At 59.5% G+C, this 22,541-nt stretch carries 22 protein-coding genes; 7 read left to right on the forward strand and 15 right to left on the reverse strand.

The genetic code is table 11. The annotated features are described in order from the left end of the window. Entirely contained in the window at positions 1-711 is a 711-nt protein-coding gene (locus ACR0J8_RS02800; RefSeq protein WP_480522784.1) for an SGNH/GDSL hydrolase family protein, read from the forward strand. Here the strand turns inward: ACR0J8_RS02800 and rarD are convergent. The 9 genes from rarD to ACR0J8_RS02845 all read right to left on the reverse strand — a co-directional run bounded on the left by rarD (position 702) and on the right by ACR0J8_RS02845 (position 11,518). Further along, positions 702-1,607 (reverse strand): EamA family transporter RarD, encoded by a 906-nt coding sequence (gene rarD / locus ACR0J8_RS02805; protein ID WP_480888845.1) that lies wholly within the window; start codon positions 1,605-1,607, stop codon positions 702-704. The two genes, ACR0J8_RS02800 and rarD, sit on opposite strands and share 10 nt — an antisense overlap. 264 nt (positions 1,608-1,871) lie before the next feature. Next, positions 1,872-4,325 (reverse strand): GcvT family protein, encoded by a 2,454-nt coding sequence (locus tag ACR0J8_RS02810; RefSeq protein WP_480522782.1) that lies wholly within the window; start codon positions 4,323-4,325, stop codon positions 1,872-1,874. An 89-nt stretch (positions 4,326-4,414) separates the two neighbouring features. Then, positions 4,415-5,395 carry a GlxA family transcriptional regulator gene (locus ACR0J8_RS02815; RefSeq protein WP_480888846.1) on the reverse strand — a complete coding sequence of 327 codons (981 nt, stop codon included), beginning with the start codon at positions 5,393-5,395 and terminating at the stop codon, positions 4,415-4,417. Positions 5,396-5,405: 10 nt separating this feature from the next. Continuing rightward, positions 5,406-6,299 carry a homocysteine S-methyltransferase family protein gene (locus tag ACR0J8_RS02820; RefSeq protein ID WP_480888847.1) on the reverse strand — a complete coding sequence of 298 codons (894 nt, stop codon included), beginning with the start codon at positions 6,297-6,299 and terminating at the stop codon, positions 5,406-5,408. 11 nt (positions 6,300-6,310) lie between these two features. Further along, complete coding sequence (locus ACR0J8_RS02825; RefSeq protein WP_480888848.1) at positions 6,311-7,363, reverse strand: zinc-binding dehydrogenase; 1,053 nt, start codon at positions 7,361-7,363, stop codon at positions 6,311-6,313. A gap of 111 nt (positions 7,364-7,474) precedes the next feature. Then, positions 7,475-9,925, reverse strand: coding sequence for a GcvT family protein (locus ACR0J8_RS02830; protein WP_480888849.1), 2,451 nt, complete (start codon positions 9,923-9,925; stop codon positions 7,475-7,477). A 15-nt stretch (positions 9,926-9,940) separates the two neighbouring features. Next, a complete protein-coding gene (locus ACR0J8_RS02835; protein ID WP_170679464.1) occupies positions 9,941-10,321 on the reverse strand; it encodes a GFA family protein in 381 nt (126 codons plus the stop codon). A 4-nt stretch (positions 10,322-10,325) separates the two neighbouring features. After that, positions 10,326-10,949, reverse strand: coding sequence for a LysE family translocator (locus ACR0J8_RS02840; RefSeq protein ID WP_480522777.1), 624 nt, complete (start codon positions 10,947-10,949; stop codon positions 10,326-10,328). After that, positions 10,949-11,518, reverse strand: coding sequence for a helix-turn-helix domain-containing protein (locus tag ACR0J8_RS02845; RefSeq protein WP_480888850.1), 570 nt, complete (start codon positions 11,516-11,518; stop codon positions 10,949-10,951). Before ACR0J8_RS02845 ends, ACR0J8_RS02840 begins: the two co-directional genes overlap by 1 nt. A 58-nt stretch (positions 11,519-11,576) precedes the next feature. Between ACR0J8_RS02845 and ACR0J8_RS02850 the strand changes: the two genes are divergently transcribed. Beyond that, on the forward strand, positions 11,577-11,921 hold the full coding sequence (locus tag ACR0J8_RS02850; protein ID WP_480522775.1) for a DUF1294 domain-containing protein: 345 nt from the start codon (positions 11,577-11,579) through the stop codon (positions 11,919-11,921). Between the two features lie 22 nt (positions 11,922-11,943). Here ACR0J8_RS02850 and ACR0J8_RS02855 read toward each other — a convergent pair whose 3' ends face one another. From ACR0J8_RS02855 to ACR0J8_RS02865, 3 genes are all read right to left on the reverse strand, one after another. Next, complete coding sequence (locus ACR0J8_RS02855) at positions 11,944-12,390, reverse strand: GNAT family N-acetyltransferase (protein WP_480888851.1); 447 nt, start codon at positions 12,388-12,390, stop codon at positions 11,944-11,946. 173 nt (positions 12,391-12,563) lie between these two features. Further along, the gene (locus ACR0J8_RS02860) at positions 12,564-13,019 is read right to left on the reverse strand and encodes a GAF domain-containing protein (RefSeq protein WP_170807318.1); all 456 of its coding nucleotides are present in this window, start codon (positions 13,017-13,019) and stop codon (positions 12,564-12,566) included. 95 nt (positions 13,020-13,114) lie between these two features. Next, entirely contained in the window at positions 13,115-14,287 is a 1,173-nt protein-coding gene (locus tag ACR0J8_RS02865; protein ID WP_480888852.1) for a thiolase family protein, read from the reverse strand. Between the two features lie 102 nt (positions 14,288-14,389). Here ACR0J8_RS02865 and ACR0J8_RS02870 point away from each other — a divergent pair, with 102 nt between their 5' ends. The 3 genes from ACR0J8_RS02870 to ACR0J8_RS02880 all read left to right on the forward strand — a co-directional run bounded on the left by ACR0J8_RS02870 (position 14,390) and on the right by ACR0J8_RS02880 (position 16,989). Beyond that, positions 14,390-14,728 carry an STAS domain-containing protein gene (locus tag ACR0J8_RS02870; RefSeq protein ID WP_480522771.1) on the forward strand — a complete coding sequence of 113 codons (339 nt, stop codon included), beginning with the start codon at positions 14,390-14,392 and terminating at the stop codon, positions 14,726-14,728. 22 nt (positions 14,729-14,750) lie between these two features. Continuing rightward, the gene (locus ACR0J8_RS02875; protein WP_480522770.1) at positions 14,751-15,203 is read left to right on the forward strand and encodes an ATP-binding protein; all 453 of its coding nucleotides are present in this window, start codon (positions 14,751-14,753) and stop codon (positions 15,201-15,203) included. A gap of 208 nt (positions 15,204-15,411) precedes the next feature. After that, on the forward strand, positions 15,412-16,989 hold the full coding sequence (locus ACR0J8_RS02880) for a gamma-glutamyltransferase family protein (RefSeq protein WP_480522769.1): 1,578 nt from the start codon (positions 15,412-15,414) through the stop codon (positions 16,987-16,989). 35 nt (positions 16,990-17,024) lie between these two features. Here ACR0J8_RS02880 and hspQ read toward each other — a convergent pair whose 3' ends face one another. After that, complete coding sequence (gene hspQ / locus ACR0J8_RS02885; RefSeq protein ID WP_480522913.1) at positions 17,025-17,351, reverse strand: heat shock protein HspQ; 327 nt, start codon at positions 17,349-17,351, stop codon at positions 17,025-17,027. Positions 17,352-17,431: 80 nt separating this feature from the next. On the opposite strand from hspQ, the gene ACR0J8_RS02890 reads away from it, so the two are divergent. Then, entirely contained in the window at positions 17,432-18,313 is an 882-nt protein-coding gene (locus ACR0J8_RS02890; RefSeq protein ID WP_480522768.1) for an AEC family transporter, read from the forward strand. A gap of 60 nt (positions 18,314-18,373) precedes the next feature. Next, positions 18,374-18,955 carry a transglycosylase SLT domain-containing protein gene (locus tag ACR0J8_RS02895; RefSeq protein ID WP_170679447.1) on the forward strand — a complete coding sequence of 194 codons (582 nt, stop codon included), beginning with the start codon at positions 18,374-18,376 and terminating at the stop codon, positions 18,953-18,955. Between the two features lie 35 nt (positions 18,956-18,990). Here ACR0J8_RS02895 and ACR0J8_RS02900 read toward each other — a convergent pair whose 3' ends face one another. Both ACR0J8_RS02900 and ACR0J8_RS02905 read right to left on the reverse strand, forming a co-directional pair. Beyond that, on the reverse strand, positions 18,991-19,566 hold the full coding sequence (locus ACR0J8_RS02900; RefSeq protein WP_480522767.1) for a LolA family protein: 576 nt from the start codon (positions 19,564-19,566) through the stop codon (positions 18,991-18,993). A gap of 40 nt (positions 19,567-19,606) precedes the next feature. Further along, complete coding sequence (locus ACR0J8_RS02905) at positions 19,607-22,528, reverse strand: DNA translocase FtsK (protein ID WP_480522766.1); 2,922 nt, start codon at positions 22,526-22,528, stop codon at positions 19,607-19,609. Between the last annotated feature and the right edge of the window lie 13 nt (positions 22,529-22,541).

Consider the following 22,541-nt stretch of genomic DNA (forward strand, 5'->3'; position numbering starts at 1 on the left):
TTGCGTGCTCCTGTCGCCCCTGATCAGCTTCTGCGCCTTCCGCTGCTGCCGGTTCTGGCGATGCAGGGTCTGTCTGTCCGGCGCAATGCCCAGATGCTGCCCGAGCCATCAGGGCCGCGCGAAGGCCGCGAAGGCCGCGGGCCCCGGCTGCGGTTGCTGATCACGGGTGACAGTTCGGCTGCCGGCGTAGGCGCAGGCACGCAGAAACAGGCCTTGTCCGGGCAACTCGTCCAGCGGCTGGCGCGGCACTTTTGTGTTGAATGGCGGCTGGAGGCTACGACCGGCCATACAACGCAGGATACGATAGACCGTCTCGGCGCACTGAATACTCAGTTCGATGCCGTGGTGACGGCGCTGGGTGTGAATGACGTCACCCGCGCCGTGACGCAACGCCGGTTTGCCGAACGACAAGCCCGCCTGATGTCCCTGCTGACAGGCGCCATGGGCGCGCGGCGCGTGATTGTTACTGCAGTCCCGCAAATGGGCCGTTTTCCGGCCTTACCCCAACCTTTGGCCTGGGTTCTGGACCGGCAGGCGCGACGGCTGGATCAGGCGCTGCAGAAGGTGGTCGCAGAGCGCCCTCAGTGCCGGCACCTCGTGCTGGATTTGCCGGATGACCCGGCGCTTGCCGCGCCAGACGGGTATCACCCCAGTCCGAAAACCTACGCGATCTGGGCGGATGAAGTTGCCCGCGCGCTGCGTCAGGACTGAGCCCGAATCTGCCGGATCATCGGAACCGAATAGACAACCAAAGCCGCCCAGATCAGCGGAAAGGCGATCATGCGACCACGATCGATTTGTTCTCCGAACAGGGTAATCGCGGTGATGAAGATCATGGTTGGAGCGATGTATTGCAGAATGCCCATGGTGGACAACCGCACCAACTTGGCGCCGTTGGCGTAAACCAGCAAAGGCACCGCCGTCACCACACCGGCACCCGCCAGCAGCATCGTATCCGCCCCGGCCAACCCAAAATGTCCGCTGCCTTGCACACCCAGCCAGGTCACATAGGCCAGCGCCGGGATCAGAAGAACCTGAACCTCGAGAAGGAACCCCTGGTTTGGTCCGATAGGAAGGGAGCGTTTGAAGAACGCGTAAAAGCCCCAAGTAAACATCATGCCCAGGGCGGCCCAAGGCAGTGCTCCGGCTTCGAGCACAAGTATGATGACGCCCAACGCTGCCAGCCCAACCGCTACTATCTGCGTTCGGTTCAAAGGTTCGCGCAGCAAAACTGCGCCCAGCGCAATGCTGAACAAGGGGTTGATATAGTACCCCAAGGCCGCGTCCAGCGCCCGCCCGGTGGCAATAGCCCAGACATAGATCGCCCAGTTCACTGAAATCAAAGCGGCCGTCAGGCAGGCCATGCCCAGCATTTTTGGGTTTCGCAGGGCTGCCTTCAGATCGCCTGCACGCCCCAGCGCGATCAGCAACAGACCGGCGACCGGCACGGACCAGATCACCCGATGAGCCACAACCTCGACCGGACCGATATGCGCCATCGCCTTCATGTACAGCGGCAGAAACCCCCACAGTACATAGGCGGTTACAGCCAGCGCCAGACCGCGCGGCGTGTCGACGTTCTGAGTTGGAGCAGCGATGTCCGCCATGTCAGGTCTCCGGCTGATACCGTTCGTCTTTACGGCAGTTCAGGCCGGGTTGGGAACTGTGAATTCTGTGAAGGCTCGTATCACGAACCTTGATAGGATCGCGCCTTGGGCTTTCAGCTGGCTTTTCACTATTTGCGAGGCTCTGCATCGCGCTCCGGGATATTTTTGGCCAGATGAACAAGGGATCCTTCATTCGTCTGGCCGCAAATATCCCGGGGGAGGCGCAGCTTGCTGCGGCGGGGGCAGCGCCCCCAACGCACCGGTTCAGACTTTGACGCGCTCGGATTTAGGGTCATACATCGGCTTCAGCGATGCCTCTGCCCTAACCTTCACACCGCACACGTCGATCTCATAGCTCGATGCCAATACATCAGCCGCCTTCTCGCCCTCGCATGGCACGTATCCCATACCAACGGCACCGCCCAGCGTGTGGCCATAGTTGCCTGAGCTGAGATAGCCGACATACTCACCATCGCGAATGATCGGTTCATTGTGGAACAGCAGCGGCTCAGCTTCGGTCAGCTTGAACTGCACCAGGCGACTCTTTGGCCCGCTTTCCTTGCGCGCGATTACCGCCTCGCGGCCGATGAAATCACTGCCCTTGTCGACCTTGACAGCGAACCCGAGTCCGGCGTCGACAACATGGTCTTCGCAAGTGATATCGTGGCCGAAATGGCGGAAGCCCTTTTCGATCCGGCAGCTGTCCATCATGTGCATCCCACACAACTTCAGCCCCATGTCCTGACCAGCCTCGTGCAGTGTTTCGAACACATGACCCGCCATGTCAGACGAGACACAGATTTCCCAACCAAGTTCACCCACATAGGTCACGCGATGCGCGCGGGCGAGCCCCATGCCGATCTCGATCTGCTGTGCGGTACCAAATGGATTGGTTGCGTTGGTGAAGTCGTTGGGCGAGACCTTTTCAAGCAGCGCGCGGGCGTTCGGGCCCATCACGGCCAGCACCCCTTCGCCCGCGGTGACGTCAGTGATGACCACGTTGAAATTGCCGGCATTGCGTTGCATCCAGGTCTGATCCGCCAGACGGGTCGCCGCCGGAGTGACCACCAGATAGGACGTTTCAGTCAGGCGGGTGACCGTCACGTCCGCTTCAATGCCGCCGCTGCGGTTCAGGAACTGGGTATAGACGATTTTGCCATTGGGCACTGAGTAGTCACCGCCGCCGATATAGTTCATGAACGCCTCGGCATCCGGACCTTCCACCCGGATCTTGCCGAACGACGACATGTCGTACATGCCGACATTCTCGCGCACGGCGCGGTGCTCGGCGGCCGAATTCTCGAACCAGTTCTGGCGCTTCCAACTGTACTGATACTCACGCTCCTGCCCTTCACTGGCGTACCAGTTGGCGCGTTCCCATCCGGCCAGTTCACCAAATACCGCGCCCTGTTCCTTCAGGTGGTGGTGGAACGGCGTCCGCCGCACACCGCGCGCGGTCGCCTTTTGACGATAGGGGTAGTGATCGGCATAGAGCAGGCCCAGCGTCTCTTTCGAGCGTTCGAACAGGTACTGTTTGTTTCCCTGGAACGGCTGCATCCGGCTGATATCCACATCGCCAAGGTCAAACGGTTTCTCACCCGTATCCATCCATTCGGCCAGTGCCATCCCCGCGCCACCGGCGGACTGAATGCCGATCGAGTTGAACCCGGCTGCGACCCAGAAATTGTCCATCTCGGGCGCAAGGCCAAGGTGGTAGGCATCGTCGGGGGTAAAGCTCTCGGGGCCGTTGAAGAAGGTATGGATTCCGGCCTCGGCCAGCATGGGCATCCGGTTGCAGGCATCTTCGAGGATCGGTTCGAAATGGTCGAAATCCTCGGGCAACTGGTCGAATTCGAAGGTATCCGGGATACCGTCCATGGCCCATGGCTTGGCGTTCGGCTCGAACGCGCCCAGCAGGATTTTGCCCGCGTCTTCCTTGTAATAGGCGCATTCATCCGGCACCCGCAGCACGGGCAGCTGCGTCAGACCATCGATGTTCTCGGTAACGATGTAGAAATGCTCGCAGGCGTGCAGCGGGACGTTGACGCCCGCCATCCGGCCAACCTCGTGCCCCCACATGCCTGCACAGTTCACCACCATGTCGCATTCGATGTGGCCCGAGGCGCTGCCGTCATCGGCAACCCAGTCCACACCTGTCACCTTGCGGCCCTGTTTGACGATCTCGGTGACTTTCACGCGTTCTTTGACAATGCCGCCGCGCTGCCGTGCGCCCTTGGCAAGCGCCAGCGCGATATTGGCAGGATCGCCCTGTCCGTCCAGCGGCAGGTAAACCGCACCCTTGACGTCTTCGAGGTTCAGATGCGGATAAAGCTCCGCCACGCGCTCGTTCGTGATTTCTTCGACCTCGACCCCGAATGCCCGCGCCATGGCGGCCTGGCGATAAATTTCTTCCTTGCGCTCTTCGGTCAGGGCCACGGTGATCGATCCGCAGCGCTTGAACCCGGTCGCGACGCCGGTTTCCTCCTCAAGCGAGCCATAGAGTTCCTGACTGTACTTCGCCAGTTTGGTCATGTTGGCAGTCGCGCGCAGCTGCGCGATCAGACCCGCGGCGTGCCAGGTGGTGCCGCTGGTCAGTTGCTTGCGTTCCAGCAGCACGACATCTGTCCAACCCTTCTTGGTCAGATGATACGCGACCGAGCATCCGATAACGCCGCCGCCGATGATGACCACTCGGGCCTTGGTGGGAAGATCAACCATCCTGATGTCTCCGCTGTGTCAGGTTTGGGATAAAATGCCACGGATGTGCGACAACAAATGCATCAAAATCGTCAGGTCCTCTGCAAAAATCACCTTTGCGAAGACGCCCGCTTTTCCCGCCGCAGAACAAACGGCGTGATTCCATAAAAGCTCTTGTAAATCGACGAGAATCCGTTGGGAAATCCGCATGCCAGCCCGATCTCGCGCACACTCATGGTGGTGTTCAGAAGCAGGTTGTTCGCGCGCGCCAGCCGCATTTCGCGGTAAAAACCGTTTGGTGTGGTTCCAAAGATCGACCGGAACTTGCGTTCGAGCGACCGATTCGACAGCCCCAGCAGATTGACGATGTCCTGGATCGGCAAAGGGTCTTCGATATTGGCCTGCATCAGCTTGATGCACTGGTCCAGTTTTGCATCCCCGGTCGCCGTGGTCCGAACCCCGGAAAACGGCTGCTGCGAGGAAAAGTCCCGGATGTTTTCGTGCAACATGATGTCAGCAACCGTCATCCTGGCAGGGCCCGAAACATGGCGCCCGATAACGGCCAGCGCAACATCGGTGGTCGCCTCCATTCCAGCGCAGGTGACGACCGAACCCTGCTGGGTTGCGATGGACATCTTGGCTTCGAACCGGGCGCCCCTTTCGCGCAGGAAAGATGCGTTTTCCCAGTGGGTAGCCATGTCGTCCGTGCCTTGCTCGTCAATATAGCGGCTGGCGGCCTCGGCCAGCAAAAACACCTGTGCGCCGCGGTAGGTATAGTCCGAAACCACCCGCCCAAGTGACAGGTCCGGCAGGTCCGGGTCGGAATTGCCGATCACGAAAAGATAGTCGGCATCAGGCTGCGCGGAAACCGGTTCGGTTGAAACGGTCGCACCGCTGCTGCTTTCAACAGGGCCGCCTTTCAACGATCGATAGGTGTACCGAAACGGAGGATTCGGGCAAACGCGGTTGGCAATCCGCAGGACATCGACCAATGACGCGAGCTCCAGCAAAACGTATCCCGGCGCAACCATGATATCGAACTGATACTGTTTGCCGGATCCTTGCGGTTCGGGTCCTGTCCGCTTCTGCATTCTCGTGCCCTCAGACAATCCTGTGCCCGGCTGCGCGTAACTGTTCGGCCAGTGCCTCAATATGGTCCGGACCGACCTCGCAACAACCGCCTACGATGGTGGCCCCCTTTTCCACCCAGCGCATGGCGTGTTCGGCGTAGACCTGAGGCCCCAGATCGCTGCGCTGTTCAAGCGCGTCGACGGTCGGGGCGTCCTTCAGAAATCCCTCCGAAATTTCGGTGAATCCATTCGCATAGGCGCCAAACGGTCGTCCCATGGTCGCGATGATCTGCAAAGCCGCAGGCATGGCCTCGGGGGGCGAGCAATTGATGAGCACGGCCTCTGGCGCAAAGCGGTCGACCAGAGGTGTGATTTCCGACAGGTGTTCACCCGACCGCAGGCGTGTGCCGTCTGTGTCATCGACGGTCAGGGCCAGCCAGACAGGACGCCCGCCGTCGACCGTGCCGCGCAACGCACCTTCTGCTTCCTGTACCGACGAAACGGTTTCAATCAGGAACAGGTCGACCCTGTCAGCCATCAGTTCGACAAGTTCGGCGTATTTCGGAGCGGCGTCCTCAGGGTCGGGCCGCAGGTCGGGCCTGTAGGTGGCCAGCAGCGGACCCAGCGAGCCTGCAATGCGCCCTTTGGTTCCCGCGCGTGCGCGTTCTGCCTGAGAAAGGGCGGTGTCCGTCAGCGCTCCGATCTGGTCTTCCAATCCCACACGTTCCAGGCGCGAACGGTGAACAGCATAGGTATTGGTGGTCGCGATCGTAGCGCCGCGGCGAAAATAATCAGCGTGAACGTCGCCCACCAGTTCCGGGTGATCCATCATCACCCGCGTTGACCAAAGCGGCGTTGCCCGGTCGCCACTGCGTTTGACCAGTTCCTGCCCGATGGAGCCGTCCAGAAGGGTGATGTCTGCCATGTCTTACCTCGTTACGGAATCAGGACCAGTTTCCCCGGAAACGCTTTGGATTGGAAATCTTCCTGCGCCCGGGCAATGTCTTTCAGAGGATACGTCTTCGAAACAAGCGGCCTGATCCGCCCTGCATTGATAAGTTCGACAAGCCGTCCGAAAACGTCGAATGCCTGGTGCGTACAGCCATGAATGGTGATGTCCCTCAAATAGATATCGCGCAGATCCGCTTGAACAATCGGGCCTGCTATGGCGCCGGAAACGGCGTATTGCCCGCCCGGCTTCAGCGCCAGAATCAACCCCGGAAATGCCGGTCCGCCGACGACGTCGACCACCACATCGAACATGTCTGGCGGCAAGGCCGCGTCGCGATCAAAGGTATCTATCGCACCCTGTCCCTTGACCACGTCTGCTTTGGAGGCGCTGGTGACACCCCAGACCAAAGCCCCGCGCAATGTTGCAAGTTGGACGGCAGCCAGCCCGACCCCACCGGATGCCCCGGTTATCAGGACCTTTTGTCCGGCCGTTACACCTGCGCGGGTCAGCAGGTTTTCGGCCGTGCCGAAAGCGCAGGGTATTGCCGCAATCTCGGTGTCCGACAGGGGTGACACGGACACGTTATAGAGGTCGCTTGCCTCGACCAGGCAGTATTGCGCGAAGGCGCCGTCAATCTCAGAGCCCAATGCAATGAAACCGCTGGGTTGACCGGGGCGCGGGCGCGGCAAGTTGATCGGACAGGTGACACGTTGACCTGGCTGGAAACCGGTGCCGGACCCTGTCCGCTCAACGATGCCGCACAAATCACCGCCCTGTATTCTGGGAAACTGCAGGGCGCCGCCCCAACCGCCGGCATCGACATCCTGATCGACCGCGCCCGTTGCATCCGTGACATCCGGTGAATACCAGCCAACACGCGTGTTGATATCGGTATTATTGACGCCTGCCGCAGCCACCCGGACCAGAACCTGCCCGGCTCCGGGGGTGGGCAGGGGAATATCCTGACGCCATTCCAGTGCCTCCGGCCCGCCATGGCGTGTCAGGTAAACACCGGACATTGTCTCCGGTTGGGTCATTGCCATCTCTCCCCGTTACAGGTTTTGCGGATGCATTATGCCCGACAGCGGTGTTGCATCAAATTGCGGGTCCGCCTGACTTTTGGCCGACCCGCAGTTTTTCCTGATGGATCAGGCGCGCAACCGTGCGTTTTCCGGATCCCAGAGCGGCTGATCCTGCTGCACGACCGCTCGGCATTTCTGACCGTAGATTTCGACCTCCAGCTCGGTGCCCGGAACAGCCAGATCAGGACGCACCATGCCAAGCGCGACCGACGCATTGATGCGATAACCCCATGCACCGGATGTGGTTTCACCCACGATCTGGCCATCATGCCAGAGGCACGACATGTACGGTGCGTCGCAATCTCCGGCCTCGACCAGCATGGTGACGAACTGCTTTTTTACGCCCTGCTGCTTTTCATTCTGGATCGCAGCCTTGCCGGGGAAGTCCTGTGGTTTGTCCAGTTTCACGAACCGCTCCAAACCGCCTTCCAGAAGCGAGTAGTCGGTCGACAAGTCGCCTTTCCACGCACGATAACCCTTTTCGACACGCAGGGAATTGAGCGCATACATCCCGAAGGGCTTGGCACCCGCGTCAATGATGGCGCCATAGATCGCTGGCATGTGTTCGTTCAGGGCATGAACCTCCCAACCCAGCTCACCTGCGAAGGAAACACGGATCAGGTAAGCGGGTTGCCCGGCGACGGTTGCCGACTGGTGGGTCAGCCATCCGGTCGACAGGTCCGCATCGATCATGCCCGACAGGATCTCTCGCGACTTCGGCCCCGTGACGATCAGTGTATCGCGGGTGGTGGTCACATCCTCGACCGAAACGCCTTCGGGCATAGCGTTCAGCAGAATGTCGCGGTCATGCCACTGGGCAGTTGCGGCCGTGATCATGACGAACTCGTCCTCGCCCATCCGGATACAGGACATCTCGGTCAGGATGCGACCACGATCATCAGAGATATAGACAAGGTTCATGCGACCCGTCTTGGGCAGGCCACCCGTGACCAGACCACGTAGCGCCTCGGCAGCACCTTCGCCCTTGACCATGAAGCGCGAGAACCCCGGCAGATCCAGTACACCACAATGGTCGCGCACGGCCTCGCATTCCTCCTTTACGCGCTGCTCCCACGGGCCCGAGCGGCCCCATGTGTGGGTGGCTTCAAGCGACGTGTCGTCGCCGGGCTGCGCAAACCAGTTGGCCCGTTCCCAGCCGTTATAGGCCCCCATGACACCGCCCAGCTCTTTCACCTTGGCATGAACCGGCGACAGTTTCTTGTCGCGCGCGGCGGGCCATTCGTGCTGGGGGAAGTGCATGGCGTATTCGTTGCCATAAACCTCCAGACCTTTCTGGTTGCAGTAGTCCTGATCGGTGTAGTCGGTGTAGCGGCGCGGATCGACAGCCCACATATCCCACTCGGTCGCGCCATCGACGATCCATTCGGCCAGCACTTTGCCTGCCCCCCCGCCCTGCGCGATACCGAAGGTAAATGTGTGCGCCTCGAACGCGTTCTTCACACCCGGCATCGGGCCGATCAGCGGCAGACCATCCGGTGCATAGGGGATCGGGCCATTGATCACGCGGCCCACGCCCGAGGTCGCCATCAGCGGCACCCGCTCCATCGCGTCGGTCACGATGTCCTCGATCCGGTCCAGATCGTCATTCCACAGCTGGAAGCTGAAGTCCTCGGGCATCGGGTCATCTTCGGTCATCCAGTGGCCCTTGCAATTGGGCTCATACGGGCCGAGGTTGAAGCCGTTCTTCTCCTGACGCAGGTAGTATGAGATATCCACGTCGCGCAGTAGCGGCAGCTTCTTGCCCCCGTTTTCCTTGGACCATGCTTGGATTTCGGGGATTTCGTCGGTCAGCAGATACTGGTGGCTCATGACCATCGCGGGAACGGTTCGGCCGCCATAAGGTTTGAACCACTCTCCCACACGCTGCGCGTAGTAACCGGCGGCGTTGACCACATAATCACAGGCGATATCGCCCTTGTCCGTGTGTACGGTCCAGGTCCCGTCGTCATGCTGGGTCACGCCGGTTGCCGGGCAGAAACGGATGATCTTCTGGCCCATGTCGCGGGCCCCCTTGGCCAGCGCTTGCGTCAGCTGCGCGGGGTCGATGTCGCCATCGGTCGGATCATACAGAACCCCCTCAAGATCATGCGTTTCAAGGAAGGGATAGCGTTCCTTGGCCTCTTCCGGGGTCCACATCTCCATCGGGATGCCCTGGTAACGACCCATCGACATCGCCCGCTCAAATTCCTGCATCCGCTCCTTGCTGTGCGCCAGACGGATCGAGCCGGACTGGTGGTAGTTCATCGGATAGGCGACTTCTTCGCCCAGCCGTGCATACAGCTCGGTCGAATAGCGCTGCATGTTCATGATCGCCCACGAGGTCGAAAACGTCGGCACGTTACCCGCCGCGTGCCAGGTCGAACCTGCGGTCAGCTCGTTCTTTTCCAGAAGAACGCAGTCGGTCCAGCCCTTCTTGGCCAGATGGTACAGCGAGGAAGCCCCCACCACACCGCCACCGATAACAACCACTCGGGCTTTTGTCGGAAAATCATTCATGTTGTTTGATCCCTGTTACTGTGCCTCTTGAGGCAGATCGTCCGTGATGTCGTAGTAATCGCCCTTGTCGGCCACGAAGATGTGGCGGGCGAGCGTGAGGCCCGTGGGTTCGTCAAGCGCCCCCATGGAAATCGAAATCGTGTCCTCGTCATTGTGTTGCCAGAAAAGGAACGAACCGCAGGCGCTGCAGAAGCCGCGTCGGGCGATATCCGAGGCACGAAACCAGCTGAGCGTGTCACTGGCGGAAAAACTGAGATTGTCCTGATGCGTCGAGGCGGACGCCCAGATATGACCCGACTGCCTGCGGCATTGACCGCAATGGCAGGCCGATGGCGGTGAAAGCTCACCGTCGACCGCGAAGGCAACCGAGCCGCACAAACAAGAACCTGTCTGCATTCTATTACCCCCTTGCTGTCGGCGTGGTGCTGGTTCCCAGCAGCACACCGTAAATGATGAAACATGCAGCCATCATCCGGCGCACCCAGATGTTGAACACCGCGCCCAGTGCCGCCTTGCCCATGAGCGCGCCCAGAAGTGTGAAGCCGGTATAGCTGAGTGTCGTAATGACCAGCGCTGTTGGCATGATGACCGACATTTGCTGCCAGATCGGCACATCGGGCTGCACGAATTGCGAAAACGCGGCCAGGTATCCTGCGACGCTTTTGGGATTGATCGTGGCGATGGCCAGTGCATGTAGATAGACATGCCGCGCTGGACGTTCCGTGGCAGGTGCCGGCTTTGCCGCGTTCATCCAGCCGCGCACGCCCATCCAGATCAGGAACCCTGCCCCGATCAGTTTGGCGATGAAAAACCCGGTTGGGGACGCCGCGATCAATGCGGTCACGCCCAGTGCCGACAGGATCAGAAACGCGCTGGCCTGAGTCACAATGGCCAGAACACCCAGCATCGCCTTGGCAAATGGCAGGTTCATCCCGTTCGAGATACAATTGACCGCGTTCGGCCCCGGTGTGGTAACGAATACCACCCAGAAAAGTGCGAATATGGTCCAGGCCTCAAAGCTCATCAGTATACCGGCGGGGCGATGACCCAGACCGCAACTGCGGGCTCGTCATAGGGGTTGGACCATTGATAGGGCTCGTGCTTGATCCGAAAACTGTCGCCCGGACCCACCGTGTATTCACGATCGCCAATTTTGAGATCAAGCCGCCCGGAAACCATGTAACCGACCTCTTGCGTCGGGCGATTTGCAGGGGTTTGCATGCGGGACTGGGGTTGAAAGGTAGAATGCACCATCTCGAAATCGTCGGTCAGATCAGGAGACAGCAGTTCTTCGATCAGCCCTTCTTCGCCAGACCCCATCGGTCGCCGTGATCCGGCCCGGACGACATAGCCCTGTTCGGCGGCAGGCGCCGCGGAATGCGCAAACAGCATCGACATCGGAACGCAAAGACACTCGGCAATTTGGCGCAGATCCGAGATCGATGGTTCGGATTTGTCGCGCTCAACCTGGCTGAGCCAGCCGACGGACCGGTCCAGCCGTGTCGCGATATCGGTGAGCGTCAGCCCACGCGCCTTGCGCAGGGCGCGGATGTCCGCTCCGAGTGTCGCGCTTTGCAGGGCCTGGCTGTTCACGGGGGCCACTCCGATTCTCGTGAAATTTTCTCCTCGTTTTTCACGATGACGCGATTCCGTGAAAATTCCAAGCATTTTTTCACTTGGGTCGACCTGTCCGATTGGCTATGTCCCACTGATGTGGATTGCAGTGATCTATCTTTGGGCGGTTAACGGTCTGACCCTGCTGTGTTTCGGCTGGGACAAGGTCCGGGCGCAGCGGCGCAAGCGTAGAATTCCAGAACGCCGGTTGTTGTGGCTTGCGGCCCTCGGCGGCAGCCCCGGCGCGTTGCTGGGACGATGGGTGTTTCGACACAAAACCCGAAAACGCGGATTCTCGGCCTGGCTGTTCGGAGTTGCCACGTTGCAGGTCTTGGCCCTGTATCTTGTCATGACCAACGGCCTGCCGACCCTTATACAGTGACAAGACCTGACTGCACCGTCAATCAGCCGACGTCGCAGACATACATCTCGGTGGTGGCGGAACAGCGTTCCGTCCAAAGTTTAAAACCCGCTTTCTGAAGCACGCGGGCAGAGGCTGGATTGTCGCGATCGACACCGGCAACGAGTCGCATGGCAGGGCCTGACAGCACTGCGGTCTGAAGCCCCTTTAACAGTTCGGAGGCGTAGCCGTTTCCCCAGGCAGTTTCTGCAATCAGATAGCCGGTATGGACACTCGGAGGCGGATCACTCTCCGTATCGACGGCCAGCAACATCAGTCCGATCAGCTCATTGTCGGTGCCTTGACGCACCAGCAGAATGTCGCTTTCGGCGTGACGGGCCTCGATCCAGGCTGAGATGTTCCGGTCCCGCAACTGCATGGGCGGCGGCAGGTTTTTCAGGACCGCAGGGATCAGAAGCGCGGCAAGATCGTCAGCTAGCTTGCGCCGCAAGTGCGGTTGGGCAAGATGGTCTTTCCAGTGGCTGACCGAAAGCCGTTGAGTAGAGAATTGGTGTGGAATCATGCCGGACCCGCCAGGTTTCGAGGCCTTCAGAGTTTAGCGGGTCTTTGCGTGAAGCAAAATCTCGAAGTCCGAGAGTGGGCCTTTCGCCCCCTGCGTTTCCATCAGGCTCGCGCGAAAGTTTGGGACAATATCTCCGTCAGGTATTCGGCGTCATCCTCCGAAAACGCATCGGGCAGATCGCTGTCGATGTCGAAAACCGCAATTACCTCACCTGCGGCATTGTGAACAGGCAGGACCAGTTCGGATCGGGTTGAGGACGCGCAGGCGATATGCCCCGGGAACGCGTCGACATCCGGAACAAGCTGCACCTGCCCTGTGCGCGCAGCCGCACCACAAACACCCCGGTCGAAGGGAATGACCAGACAGCCATGCCCCCCCTGGTAAGGGCCGATTTTCAGCAACCCCGGTTCGGTCACCCGATAAAACCCGGTCCAGTTGAACCGGTCGTCGGAATGATGCACCTCGCAGGCGACGGTGGCCATCAGTGCAACCTCGTCACTTTCGCCTTCGGTCAGAGCGGCGATGGTTCTGGCCAGCATGGTGTAGTCTGCAGTCATGGTGGAAATCCCGTCTGTGGTGGGTAAGGGGGCGCTGCCCCCTCTTGAGCCGTTGGCTCAATTTACCCCCGGAGTATTTGGAAAAAGATGAAGGGTCAAACCCGCTCGATTGCAATTGCGGTGCCTTCGCCGCCGCCGATGCAGATGGCTGCCACACCCCGCTTGAGGTTTCGTTTTTCCAGAGCATTGAGCAGCGTCACCATGATTCGGGCACCTGATGCGCCGATCGGATGACCCAGGGCGCAGGCGCCGCCATTCACATTCACTTTTTCACGCGGCAAACCCATTTCGCGCATGAACGCCATGGGAACGACGGCGAAGGCTTCGTTCACCTCCCACAGATCGACGTCATCCTTGCTCCATCCGATGCGGGACAGCAGCTTTTGCGCCGCCGGAACCGGAGCGGTCGTAAAGAGGCCCGGAGCCTGCGCGTGGCTGGCATGCCCGAGGATGCGCGCACGAACGTTCAGGCTCTGCGCCTCGGCCACTTCGGCGGAGGCAAGAACCAGCGCCGCCGCACCATCGGAGATCGATGAGGAGTTGGCGGCCGTTACGGTTCCGTCCTTGCGAAACGCGGGTTTCAGGGTCGGAATCTTTTCCGGCCGCGCCGATTTTGGCTGTTCGTCAATATCTTGTGTGACTTCACCTTTGCGGGTCCGCACGACGTGCGGCGCAATTTCGCCGTCAAACGCCCCGTTTTCCTGAGCGGCCAGCGCGTTGGACAGAGACTGCAGCGCGTATTCGTCCTGTGCCTCACGCGTGAATTGATAGGCCTCGGCGCAGTCTTCGGCGAAGGTGCCCATCAGGCGGCCCTTGTCATACGCGTCCTCAAGCCCGTCCAGAAACATATGGTCCACCACCTGACCGTGACCGATGCGCGCCCCGCCGCGCATTTTGGGCAGCAAGTAGGGGGCGTTTGTCATGCTTTCCATACCGCCCGCGACCATGGTGTCGGCATGACCCAGCGCAATCTGGTCAAACGCCATCATCGCCGCCTTCATCCCGGACCCGCACATCTTGTTCAGGGTCGTTGCGGGCACGTCTTCGCCCAAACCGGCGGCAAAACCGGCCTGCCGCGCCGGAGCCTGCCCCTGACCGGCGGGCAGAACGCAGCCCATCAGAACCTCGTCCACGGTCTGTACTCCGGCCCCCTGCATGGCCGCTCGAATGGCCGTGCCACCCAGATCGGTCGCCGCAACCCCATCGAACATGCCCTGAAACCCGCCCATTGGGGTGCGGGCTGCACCCGCGATCACGACCTGCTTCATCCGGATTCTCCTTCTGGTTTTCCAGGTTCTGAATACCGAATGGTAAGAATTGCCGTCTAGCGTATTTCTACGAGGTTTTTTCATTCTGGAGGGCAACTGGACATGGGTCTGATCAGCACGACAACCGGTGAGACGCAGGTGATCACGGTTCAGGCCGACCGGATCGACGCCGCCATTGCGATACAGTTCAAGGAAGATATGCGTAATCAGACCGACGGCGGTGCGGGCCGGGTGGTGCTGGACCTGTCGGATGTCGAATTCATCGATTCCAGCGGACTGGGTGCCATCGTCGCATCCATGAAACAGCTTGGTGATGACCGCAGCCTGGATCTGGCGGGACTGCATCCGTTTGTCGAGAAAGTGTTTCGGCTGACCCGCATGGATACAGTTTTCCGGTTGTTTGCGACGCTGGAAGACGCCCTGACGCCGGCTGCGGATTAAAGTTGCACAGGAAACCATTCGCGTGGCCTCTGTTCATGATCATGATTTTCTGGAACTGAGCTTTGCCGCAACCGAAGCTGAGGCGAGCACGGGTATCGCCCGTCTAAGCGCCAGCCTCGCCGAGCGCGGATTGCCCGCGCCACAGGCAAGCGACGTAAAAATCGCGCTGGCCGAGGCGATAAACAACGTGGTCGAACATGCCTACGCAGGCATCGCCCCAGCCCGTGTTCTAGTCAGGTGCCGCCTTCACAGAGATTGGCTTGTCATTGTCATTACGGATACCGGCAACCCTTTGCCGGGGTGTCGAGTGCCCGATGGAATTCCGGCGGACGTCAACACAACCAGACAGAGTCTGCCCGAAGGGGGATTCGGATGGTTCCTGATTCACCAATTGACCAGCGCCATCCACTATGAGCGGCGCGAAGGGTGCAATAGGTTGTCTTTGCGCTTCGATTTCCCGGATGAGGCGAATTGACCCGAAATGGCCACAATAAGGCCCAGATCGAAACATTGTCGCGCCGCAAATAATTGGCAAAAGGGTCTTGTAGCTCAGATAGCTTCCCTCGGCGCCCAGCATCACAGCCCCCACCCAGTGACCGGCGCCGAGGAACCTCCCCTCAAGTTGACTGGACATTCCTCTGCCGCGCGATACGGTCTGCGCGTTCAATGAGGAGAGCCCCGTCATGCGCGATCTGCACAAACCCGGACGTTCCGAAGTGCTGGCGACCGAAGGCATGTGTGCGACGTCACACCCTTTGGCGGCCAAGGTGGCGCTGGACATACTGGCGCAGGGCGGAAACGCGATGGACGCCGCCATCGCCGGTGCGGTTCTGCTGGGCATTTGCGAACCACAAATGACCGGTCTGGGTGGCGATTGTTTTGTCCTGTTCAATCGCGCAGGCGAGAACGAAATTCGCGCGCTGAACGGTTCAGGCCGCGCGCCCCAAGCAGCAAATGCAGAGGCGTTGCGCGCAAAGGACCTGAAGACCGTGCCCCTGAACACCCCGGATGCGGTGACAGTTCCGGGTGCTGTTGATGCGTTTTGCCACCTGGCGGAAACGGAAGGACGGCTGGGGCTTGAGGCGATTTTGCAACCGTCCATCGACTACGCCGAGACCGGTGTTCCGGTGGCCGCACGAGTGGCCTTCGACTGGAAATCCGGCGCGGCTGTTTTGCAGGGTGCGGCCCGCGACCACTATCTGGTCGATGGCAAGCCCCCGGAAACAGGTCAGGTCTTTCGCGCTCCGGGTCAGGCGGAAGTTCTGCGCCAAATTGCTCGTCACGGGCGCGAAGCATTCTACACCGGTGACATCGTGCAAGACATGATTTCCGCCCTGAACACATTGGGTGGGGTCCACACATCGGATGACTTTCAAGCCACCAGATGGACGCAAACCAACCCAATGAGCGGGCACTACAAAGGCACGGACCTTGTCGAACACCCGCCAAATGGGCAAGGGGCGACTGCGATCCTGTTGCTCAATATTATGAAGAACTTTGATCTGGCCGGGATGGACCCTTTTGGTGCGCAAAGGGTTCATATCGAGGCCGAGGCCACCAAATTGGCCTACGATGCCCGCAATCGATTCATTGCGGACCCCGATCATATGGCCAGGGCCGAACGGTTTACAGATCAGGACATTGCAGACAGGCTGGCTGCACTTATCGACCCCAAAAGCACTATGGCCGCCGCCGCACCGCTGACCGAGTCCGTTCACAAGGATACCGTCTATATCACGGTGGTCGACCGGGACCGGATGTCCGTATCTCTCATCTACTCGATCTTCCACAGCTTCGGATCAGGGATCGCGTCTGAAAAATATGGCATTCTGCTGCAGAACCGCGGGGCGGGCTTTACGCTGCAAGCCGGGCACCCCAATGAGCTGGGCGGTGGAAAACGCCCGATGCACACGATCATTCCCGGGATGCTGCAACAGGGCGGCCGGGTAGTGATGCCATTCGGCGTCATGGGCGGGGCCTACCAGCCGACCGGACACGCCAGATTCCTGTCCAATCTTGTCGATTTTGATTTGAGTCTTCAGGGCAGCATCGATGCGCCGCGCGCCTTTGCCGATGGTGGGGTACTGAAACTGGAACGCGGATATCCGCAAGCAGTAGCGCAACAATTGTCTGACATTGGCCACACTGTTTCAATTCCTGACACACCCCTCGGCGGTGCACAGGCGATCCGAATCTGTGAAAGCGGTGTTCTTGAGGGCGCAAGTGACCCCAGAAAAGACGGATGTGCGCTTGGGTATTAAGTTTCGGCGACCGGAAGGCGGCAGCTATGCGGTCATCAATTCAGATGAAAGTGCAGCGGATACGCGCCATCCTCGAACGGGCCGAACATGTCGGGAATATCGGGGTGCTCAACCGGCTCTCCGGACTGGTCGGCAACCAGATTTTGTTCTGAAACATAAGCAACATAGAAGGATTGGTCGTTTTCAGCCAGCAGGTGATAAAACGGCTGATCCTTTATCGGTCGACTGTCTTCAGGAATCGCCTGATACCATTCTTCCGTATTTGAGAACTCCGGATCCACGTCAAAAATCACCCCTCGAAAGGGATGTTTCTTATGGCGGACCACCTGGCCCAAGCCGTATTTGGCATTTGTCTTCAGCATTGTTTCAGCCCCCGGAGGTCTTACTACCTCTTTCCGAGCCAAAATGCCAATCATTGATCTGAAATTCAGGGAAACAGTCTGTGAACCTACTACTGACAGTGTTCGAAATCGTCGCTCCGGTATTTCTGCTTTCAGGGATTGGGTTTACCTGGGTCAGGCTGGGATTCGAGTACCGTTTGCAGTTCGTGACACGGTTTGCGATGACACTGGCCGTGCCAAGTCTGATCTTCGTCGCCTTGATGCAGACCGAAATTCCGGGCGGGGATCTGTCACGGTTCACGCTGGCCACCATTGCCGGGAATCTGGCACTTGCCGTGGTCTTCAAAGTGACCGTGCATCTTTTAAAACTGGAGCAGCGCACGTATCTGTCGCCGCTCATTTTTGGGAATACCGGAAATCTTGGGCTGCCTCTGTGTATTTTTGCATTCGGGCAGGCGGGACTGGGCTATGCGGTGATCTTTCTTGCGGTCACGGCCCTGTTTTCATTCACTTACGGAATCTATCTGGTGGCCGGAAAAGGCGCGTTTGGCAAAGTCATACGCGAGCCAATGGTCTGGGCCACGCTGCTTGGCGCGCTGTTTTTGTGGCAAGGCTGGGAAACGCCCTTGTTTCTAACCAATACGCTTGAGTTGCTGGGGCAGATGGCGGTGCCCATGATGCTGATCACGCTCGGCGTCGCGATTGCACGTCTGACCACGGACAAGCTGGGGCAGGCAATCTGGCTGTCTGTTCTGAAGCTTGGCGTTTGCTTTGTTTTGGGCTGGACCGTTGCAGTGACGTTCGATCTTGGGGCCGTGGCATTCGGTGTGCTGGTCTTGCAAATGTGCACCCCGGTGGCAGTCACATCGTACCTTCTGGCCGAGCGGTTCAAGGCCGATTCAGACGCGGTTGCCGGAATGGTCATGGTCTCGACTCTTCTTTCCGTGGGGGCATTACCTGTCATTCTGGCTATTGTTCTGTAACGAAAGTGATTTCCTCAAACTACAATCTGCGCTAGAATGAACAAAAAAGGCACGAGGCACATGAGCAGAATTCTAGTTGTACTCCTTGGGGTGCTGCTTTTGGCATCCTGTGGGGGCGGTTCCAAGCAACCGCCCAGCAGATTGAATGACGCGTGCAGTATTGCGCGCGAAAGACCTGACTACATCAAGGCGTTCAAATCCACCGAACGGAAATGGGGGGTGCCCATTCACGTTCAGATGGCGACGATCTATCAGGAAAGCCGCTATCGTCACGATGCACGAACCCCGCACAAATACGCACTGGGAGTGATCCCGCTAGGCCGTCAGAGCAGCGCCTACGGCTTCAGCCAGGCCCTTGATGGCACGTGGGAGCAATATCAGCGCGAAACCGGAAAACGGCGCGCCAAGCGGGATCGCATTCGCGACGCGTCCGACTTCATCGGCTGGTACATGAACAAAAGCTACGAACGCAATGGCATCCACCCCAGCGACACACGCAACCAGTACCTGGCCTATCACGAAGGTCACGCCGGCTTTGCGCGTGGCACCTACAACGGCAAATCCTGGTTGCTCAACGTGGCCGATGATGTCGATGCGCGGGCGCGTCTTTATCAGGCCCAGCTGGCGTCCTGCCGAATCTGACACCATTGCGCAGGCCGAAAGTTACCCGGCCTGTCCTAATTTGGGCGTGAGAACAGACTCTGGTTCAAGCGTCCGTCTGTTTCCAATGCGCCCAGCAGGACCGTGGTCTGCCCCCCGGCATTGTCGTGAATCACCCATTTACGCAGCTCAATGGGATCGCCTGTAAACATCAGCTCGATCCGGCCTGCGTCGGGGTTTTTGGGGTCCTGCACGGTAACGATCGTGGCCGTTCCGTCAAACTCGTGCCCCACCACCATATTCGCCTCACCCAGATTTACATTTCGCTTCAGCACCAGTGACAACGGTGTCCGGTTCAGCGGGTATTGCTCGGGCGGCTGGTTTGATTTCGGATCAAAGATCATCACGGATCCGGAGCGCGCCAGAACGACGGCATCATTGGGGGGGTCATATTCGAACCGCATCTTGCCGGGGCGTTGAATCCAAAGCTTTCCGGTACTTAGCGATCCGTCATCGTTGACCTGAGTGAACGACGTCTGAACGGTTTTCATATCGTTCAGGTATTTTGAAATCTGCGACAATGGCAGTTTGTCTGCCGCCCAGGCCGCAGGCGCGGCCAGTGTCAAAGCAAGGGCAAAGGCTATCTGTTTCATGAGACACCAGATAAGCGCTTTGCTCTTGTTATTAAATATCCTACTGCTCGGGGACGAGGATTTCGCGTTTGCCGACGTGATTTGCTGACGAAACAACGCCTTCGTCTTCCATCTGCTCAACAAGCCGCGCGGCCTTGTTGTAGCCAATGGCAAGTTTTCGCTGAATGTACGAGGTCGAGCATTTGCGATCCTTGATTACAATCCCGACTGCCTGATCGTACAGGGCGTCCTCACCGTTGGTGTTTCCACCGGTATTCAGGCCCAGAACAGCATCGATATTGTCAGCGGTTTCCTCGGTCGGGCCATCGACTACCCCACTCATGTAGTCCGGTGGACCGAACTGTTTCAGGTGGTTGACGATTTCCTCGACCTCTTCGTCCGAAACGAACGGACCGTGGCAGCGGGTAATCTTGGCCCCACCCGCCATGTAGAGCATGTCGCCCTGCCCCAACAGTTGCTCAGCCCCCATTTCACCTAGGATGGTACGGCTGTCGACTTTCGAGGTCACCTGGAATGAAATCCGCGTCGGGAAGTTCGCCTTGATCGTACCGGTGATCACGTCGACCGACGGACGCTGCGTTGCCATAATCAGGTGAATACCCGAAGCCCGCGCCATCTGTGCCAGACGCTGAATGCAGGCTTCGATTTCCTTGCCCGCGACCATCATCAAATCGGCCATTTCGTCGACGATGACGACGATGTAGGGCATCGCCTCAGGTGCGAATTCTTCGGTCTCGAATGTGGGTTCGCCGGTGTCATCGTCAAACCCGGTCTGAACCGTGCGGCTGAACAGTTCGCCCTTGGCCAGCGCGTCCTTCACGCGGCCGTTGTAGCCCGCGATATTGCGCACGCCCATTTTGGACATCTTACGATAGCGGTCCTCCATCTCGCCCACGACCCATTTCAGAGCCACAACCGCCTTCTTTGGGTCGGTCACAACCGGGGACAGCAGATGCGGGATGCCGTCATAAACGGACAGCTCCAGCATCTTGGGGTCGATCATGATCAGGCGACATTCATCCGGCGTCAGCTTATACAGCAGCGACAGGATCATGGTGTTGATCGCCACTGACTTACCGGAGCCCGTGGTACCCGCGATCAGCAGGTGAGGCATCTTGGCCAGGTTCGCGACAACGGATTCCCCGCCGATATCCTTGCCCAGTGCCAAAGGCAGCGCGTGGTTGCCATCGCCAAAGTCCCGGCTGGCGAGGATTTCGCGCAGCACGACCATCTCGCGATTTTCGTTGGGCAGTTCGATACCGATCACAGAACGCCCCGGCAGGGTCGAAACCCGCGCCGACAAGGCGGACATGGACCGCGCGATATCGTCCGCCAGACCGATCACACGGCTGGCTTTCAGGCCCGGAGCCGGTTCAAGTTCGTACATGGTCACCACAGGGCCGGGGCGGACGCTGACGATCTCACCCTTGACGCCATAATCGTCCAGAACGTTTTCCAACATCCGCGCGTTTTCCTCCAGCGCCTCATCGCTCAGATGATGGCGCTGAATGCTGGCCGGATTGGACAGCAGACCCAGCGGCGGCAATTCGAAATCCGAATGCCGTTCCTCGAACGACAAGGTCGGCTGCGCTTCGGCCTGAGCACGACGCGACGGAGGCGGGCTGCGGCGCACAGGCTGTGCCACGACCGGTTTGCGAGGCTCGGCCACCGGGATTTTCATCGCCGTGCGCGGCTCTGGCACGAGTTCGGGTGCGTCCTCAAACACGTCGTCGCCGTCAAAATCGGGTTCCGGCTGAAAGCCCTGCATGTGATCGGGTTCAGGCACGTACGCGTTCGGCTCACGCGCCTGCCATTCGGGCGCCGCCCCTGAAGTCAACGGCGGTTCGGGTGGCAACCCGCCCGCAGTAATGGGTGGCTCAGGCGGCAATTCTCCGGCCCGCGCTGTGTTCAGGATCAGCGGGTCGGGCCCTCTGCCGCGGCCCTTGGTCAGCGGAAGGTTCGGATCGGGTTCGGGCGTCATCTCACCGGTGGCGACCCGGCGGCTGCGGACGGCTGCCGAAATTTTTGAACGGATACGATCCTCACCCGGCATTTCGTCGAAACCTGCAACCGGTTCAGGGTCGACAAGTTCGGGTTCCGGCATCGGTTCAGGTCGCCGGATCAACGCGGGCATCCGCGCCAGCAGGCCGGTTTTCTGCGGCCCGGGCTCGAATTCAAGCTCTTCGAATACCGGATCGGCAAAATCCATATCGTCCTGGAACACGAGGTCATCAGCCTCGATCCGGGCGGCCTTGCGATCTTCCCACCGCGCGCGGCGGTCACGCGCGGCCTGGGCCGTGGCAGATGCGCTGCGGCCAAGACCCTTCATCAGCATGTCGTAGGACAGAACAAGACCAAGCAGGAAAGCCCGGAACCCGCGCCGGACGTCGTCTTTGGTAAACCCAAGAACAAAAACGCCCAGCGCCAGCATCCCCACCGCCATCGCCAGCGACATCAGCTTGACCATGAAATGCGAGGAAATCGGCAACAATGTCAGCAACGCACCCATCACGGTATCGCCAAACAAACCGCCCAGACCATAGCTGTGGGTGGCGCGCCATGCGTCGCCCGGCACCAGAGTCGCTGCATAAACCGATACAACCGCGATCCAGATCGGCGCAAAGATCAGGCGCGCAACGGCGCGATCTTCGCCGAAGTGACCGGCAAAGCGGATGCCCCAGCCGATCAACACCAAAGCGATGCTCCAGCTTCCCCAGCCCACGATCATGAACAGAGGCGCAGCGATCGAGGCCCCGATACGGCCCATCCAGTTCTGCACCGGCGCGTCTGTCGATACCATCCAGTTCGGATCATCCGGCGTGTAGGACCAGATCATTGTCGCTGCCGCAAAACCCAGCAGGATCAGGGCGATCCCGATCAATTCCTTGCTGCGCCGCTCAATCGCGGCCTGCGTTGTGCTGTCCAGTAAAGGATCGCGGTTGCGCGCGTTCAATGATGCCATTTTGCCCTCGTAC

It is taken from the genome of Ruegeria sp. N11, from assembly GCF_056531525.1.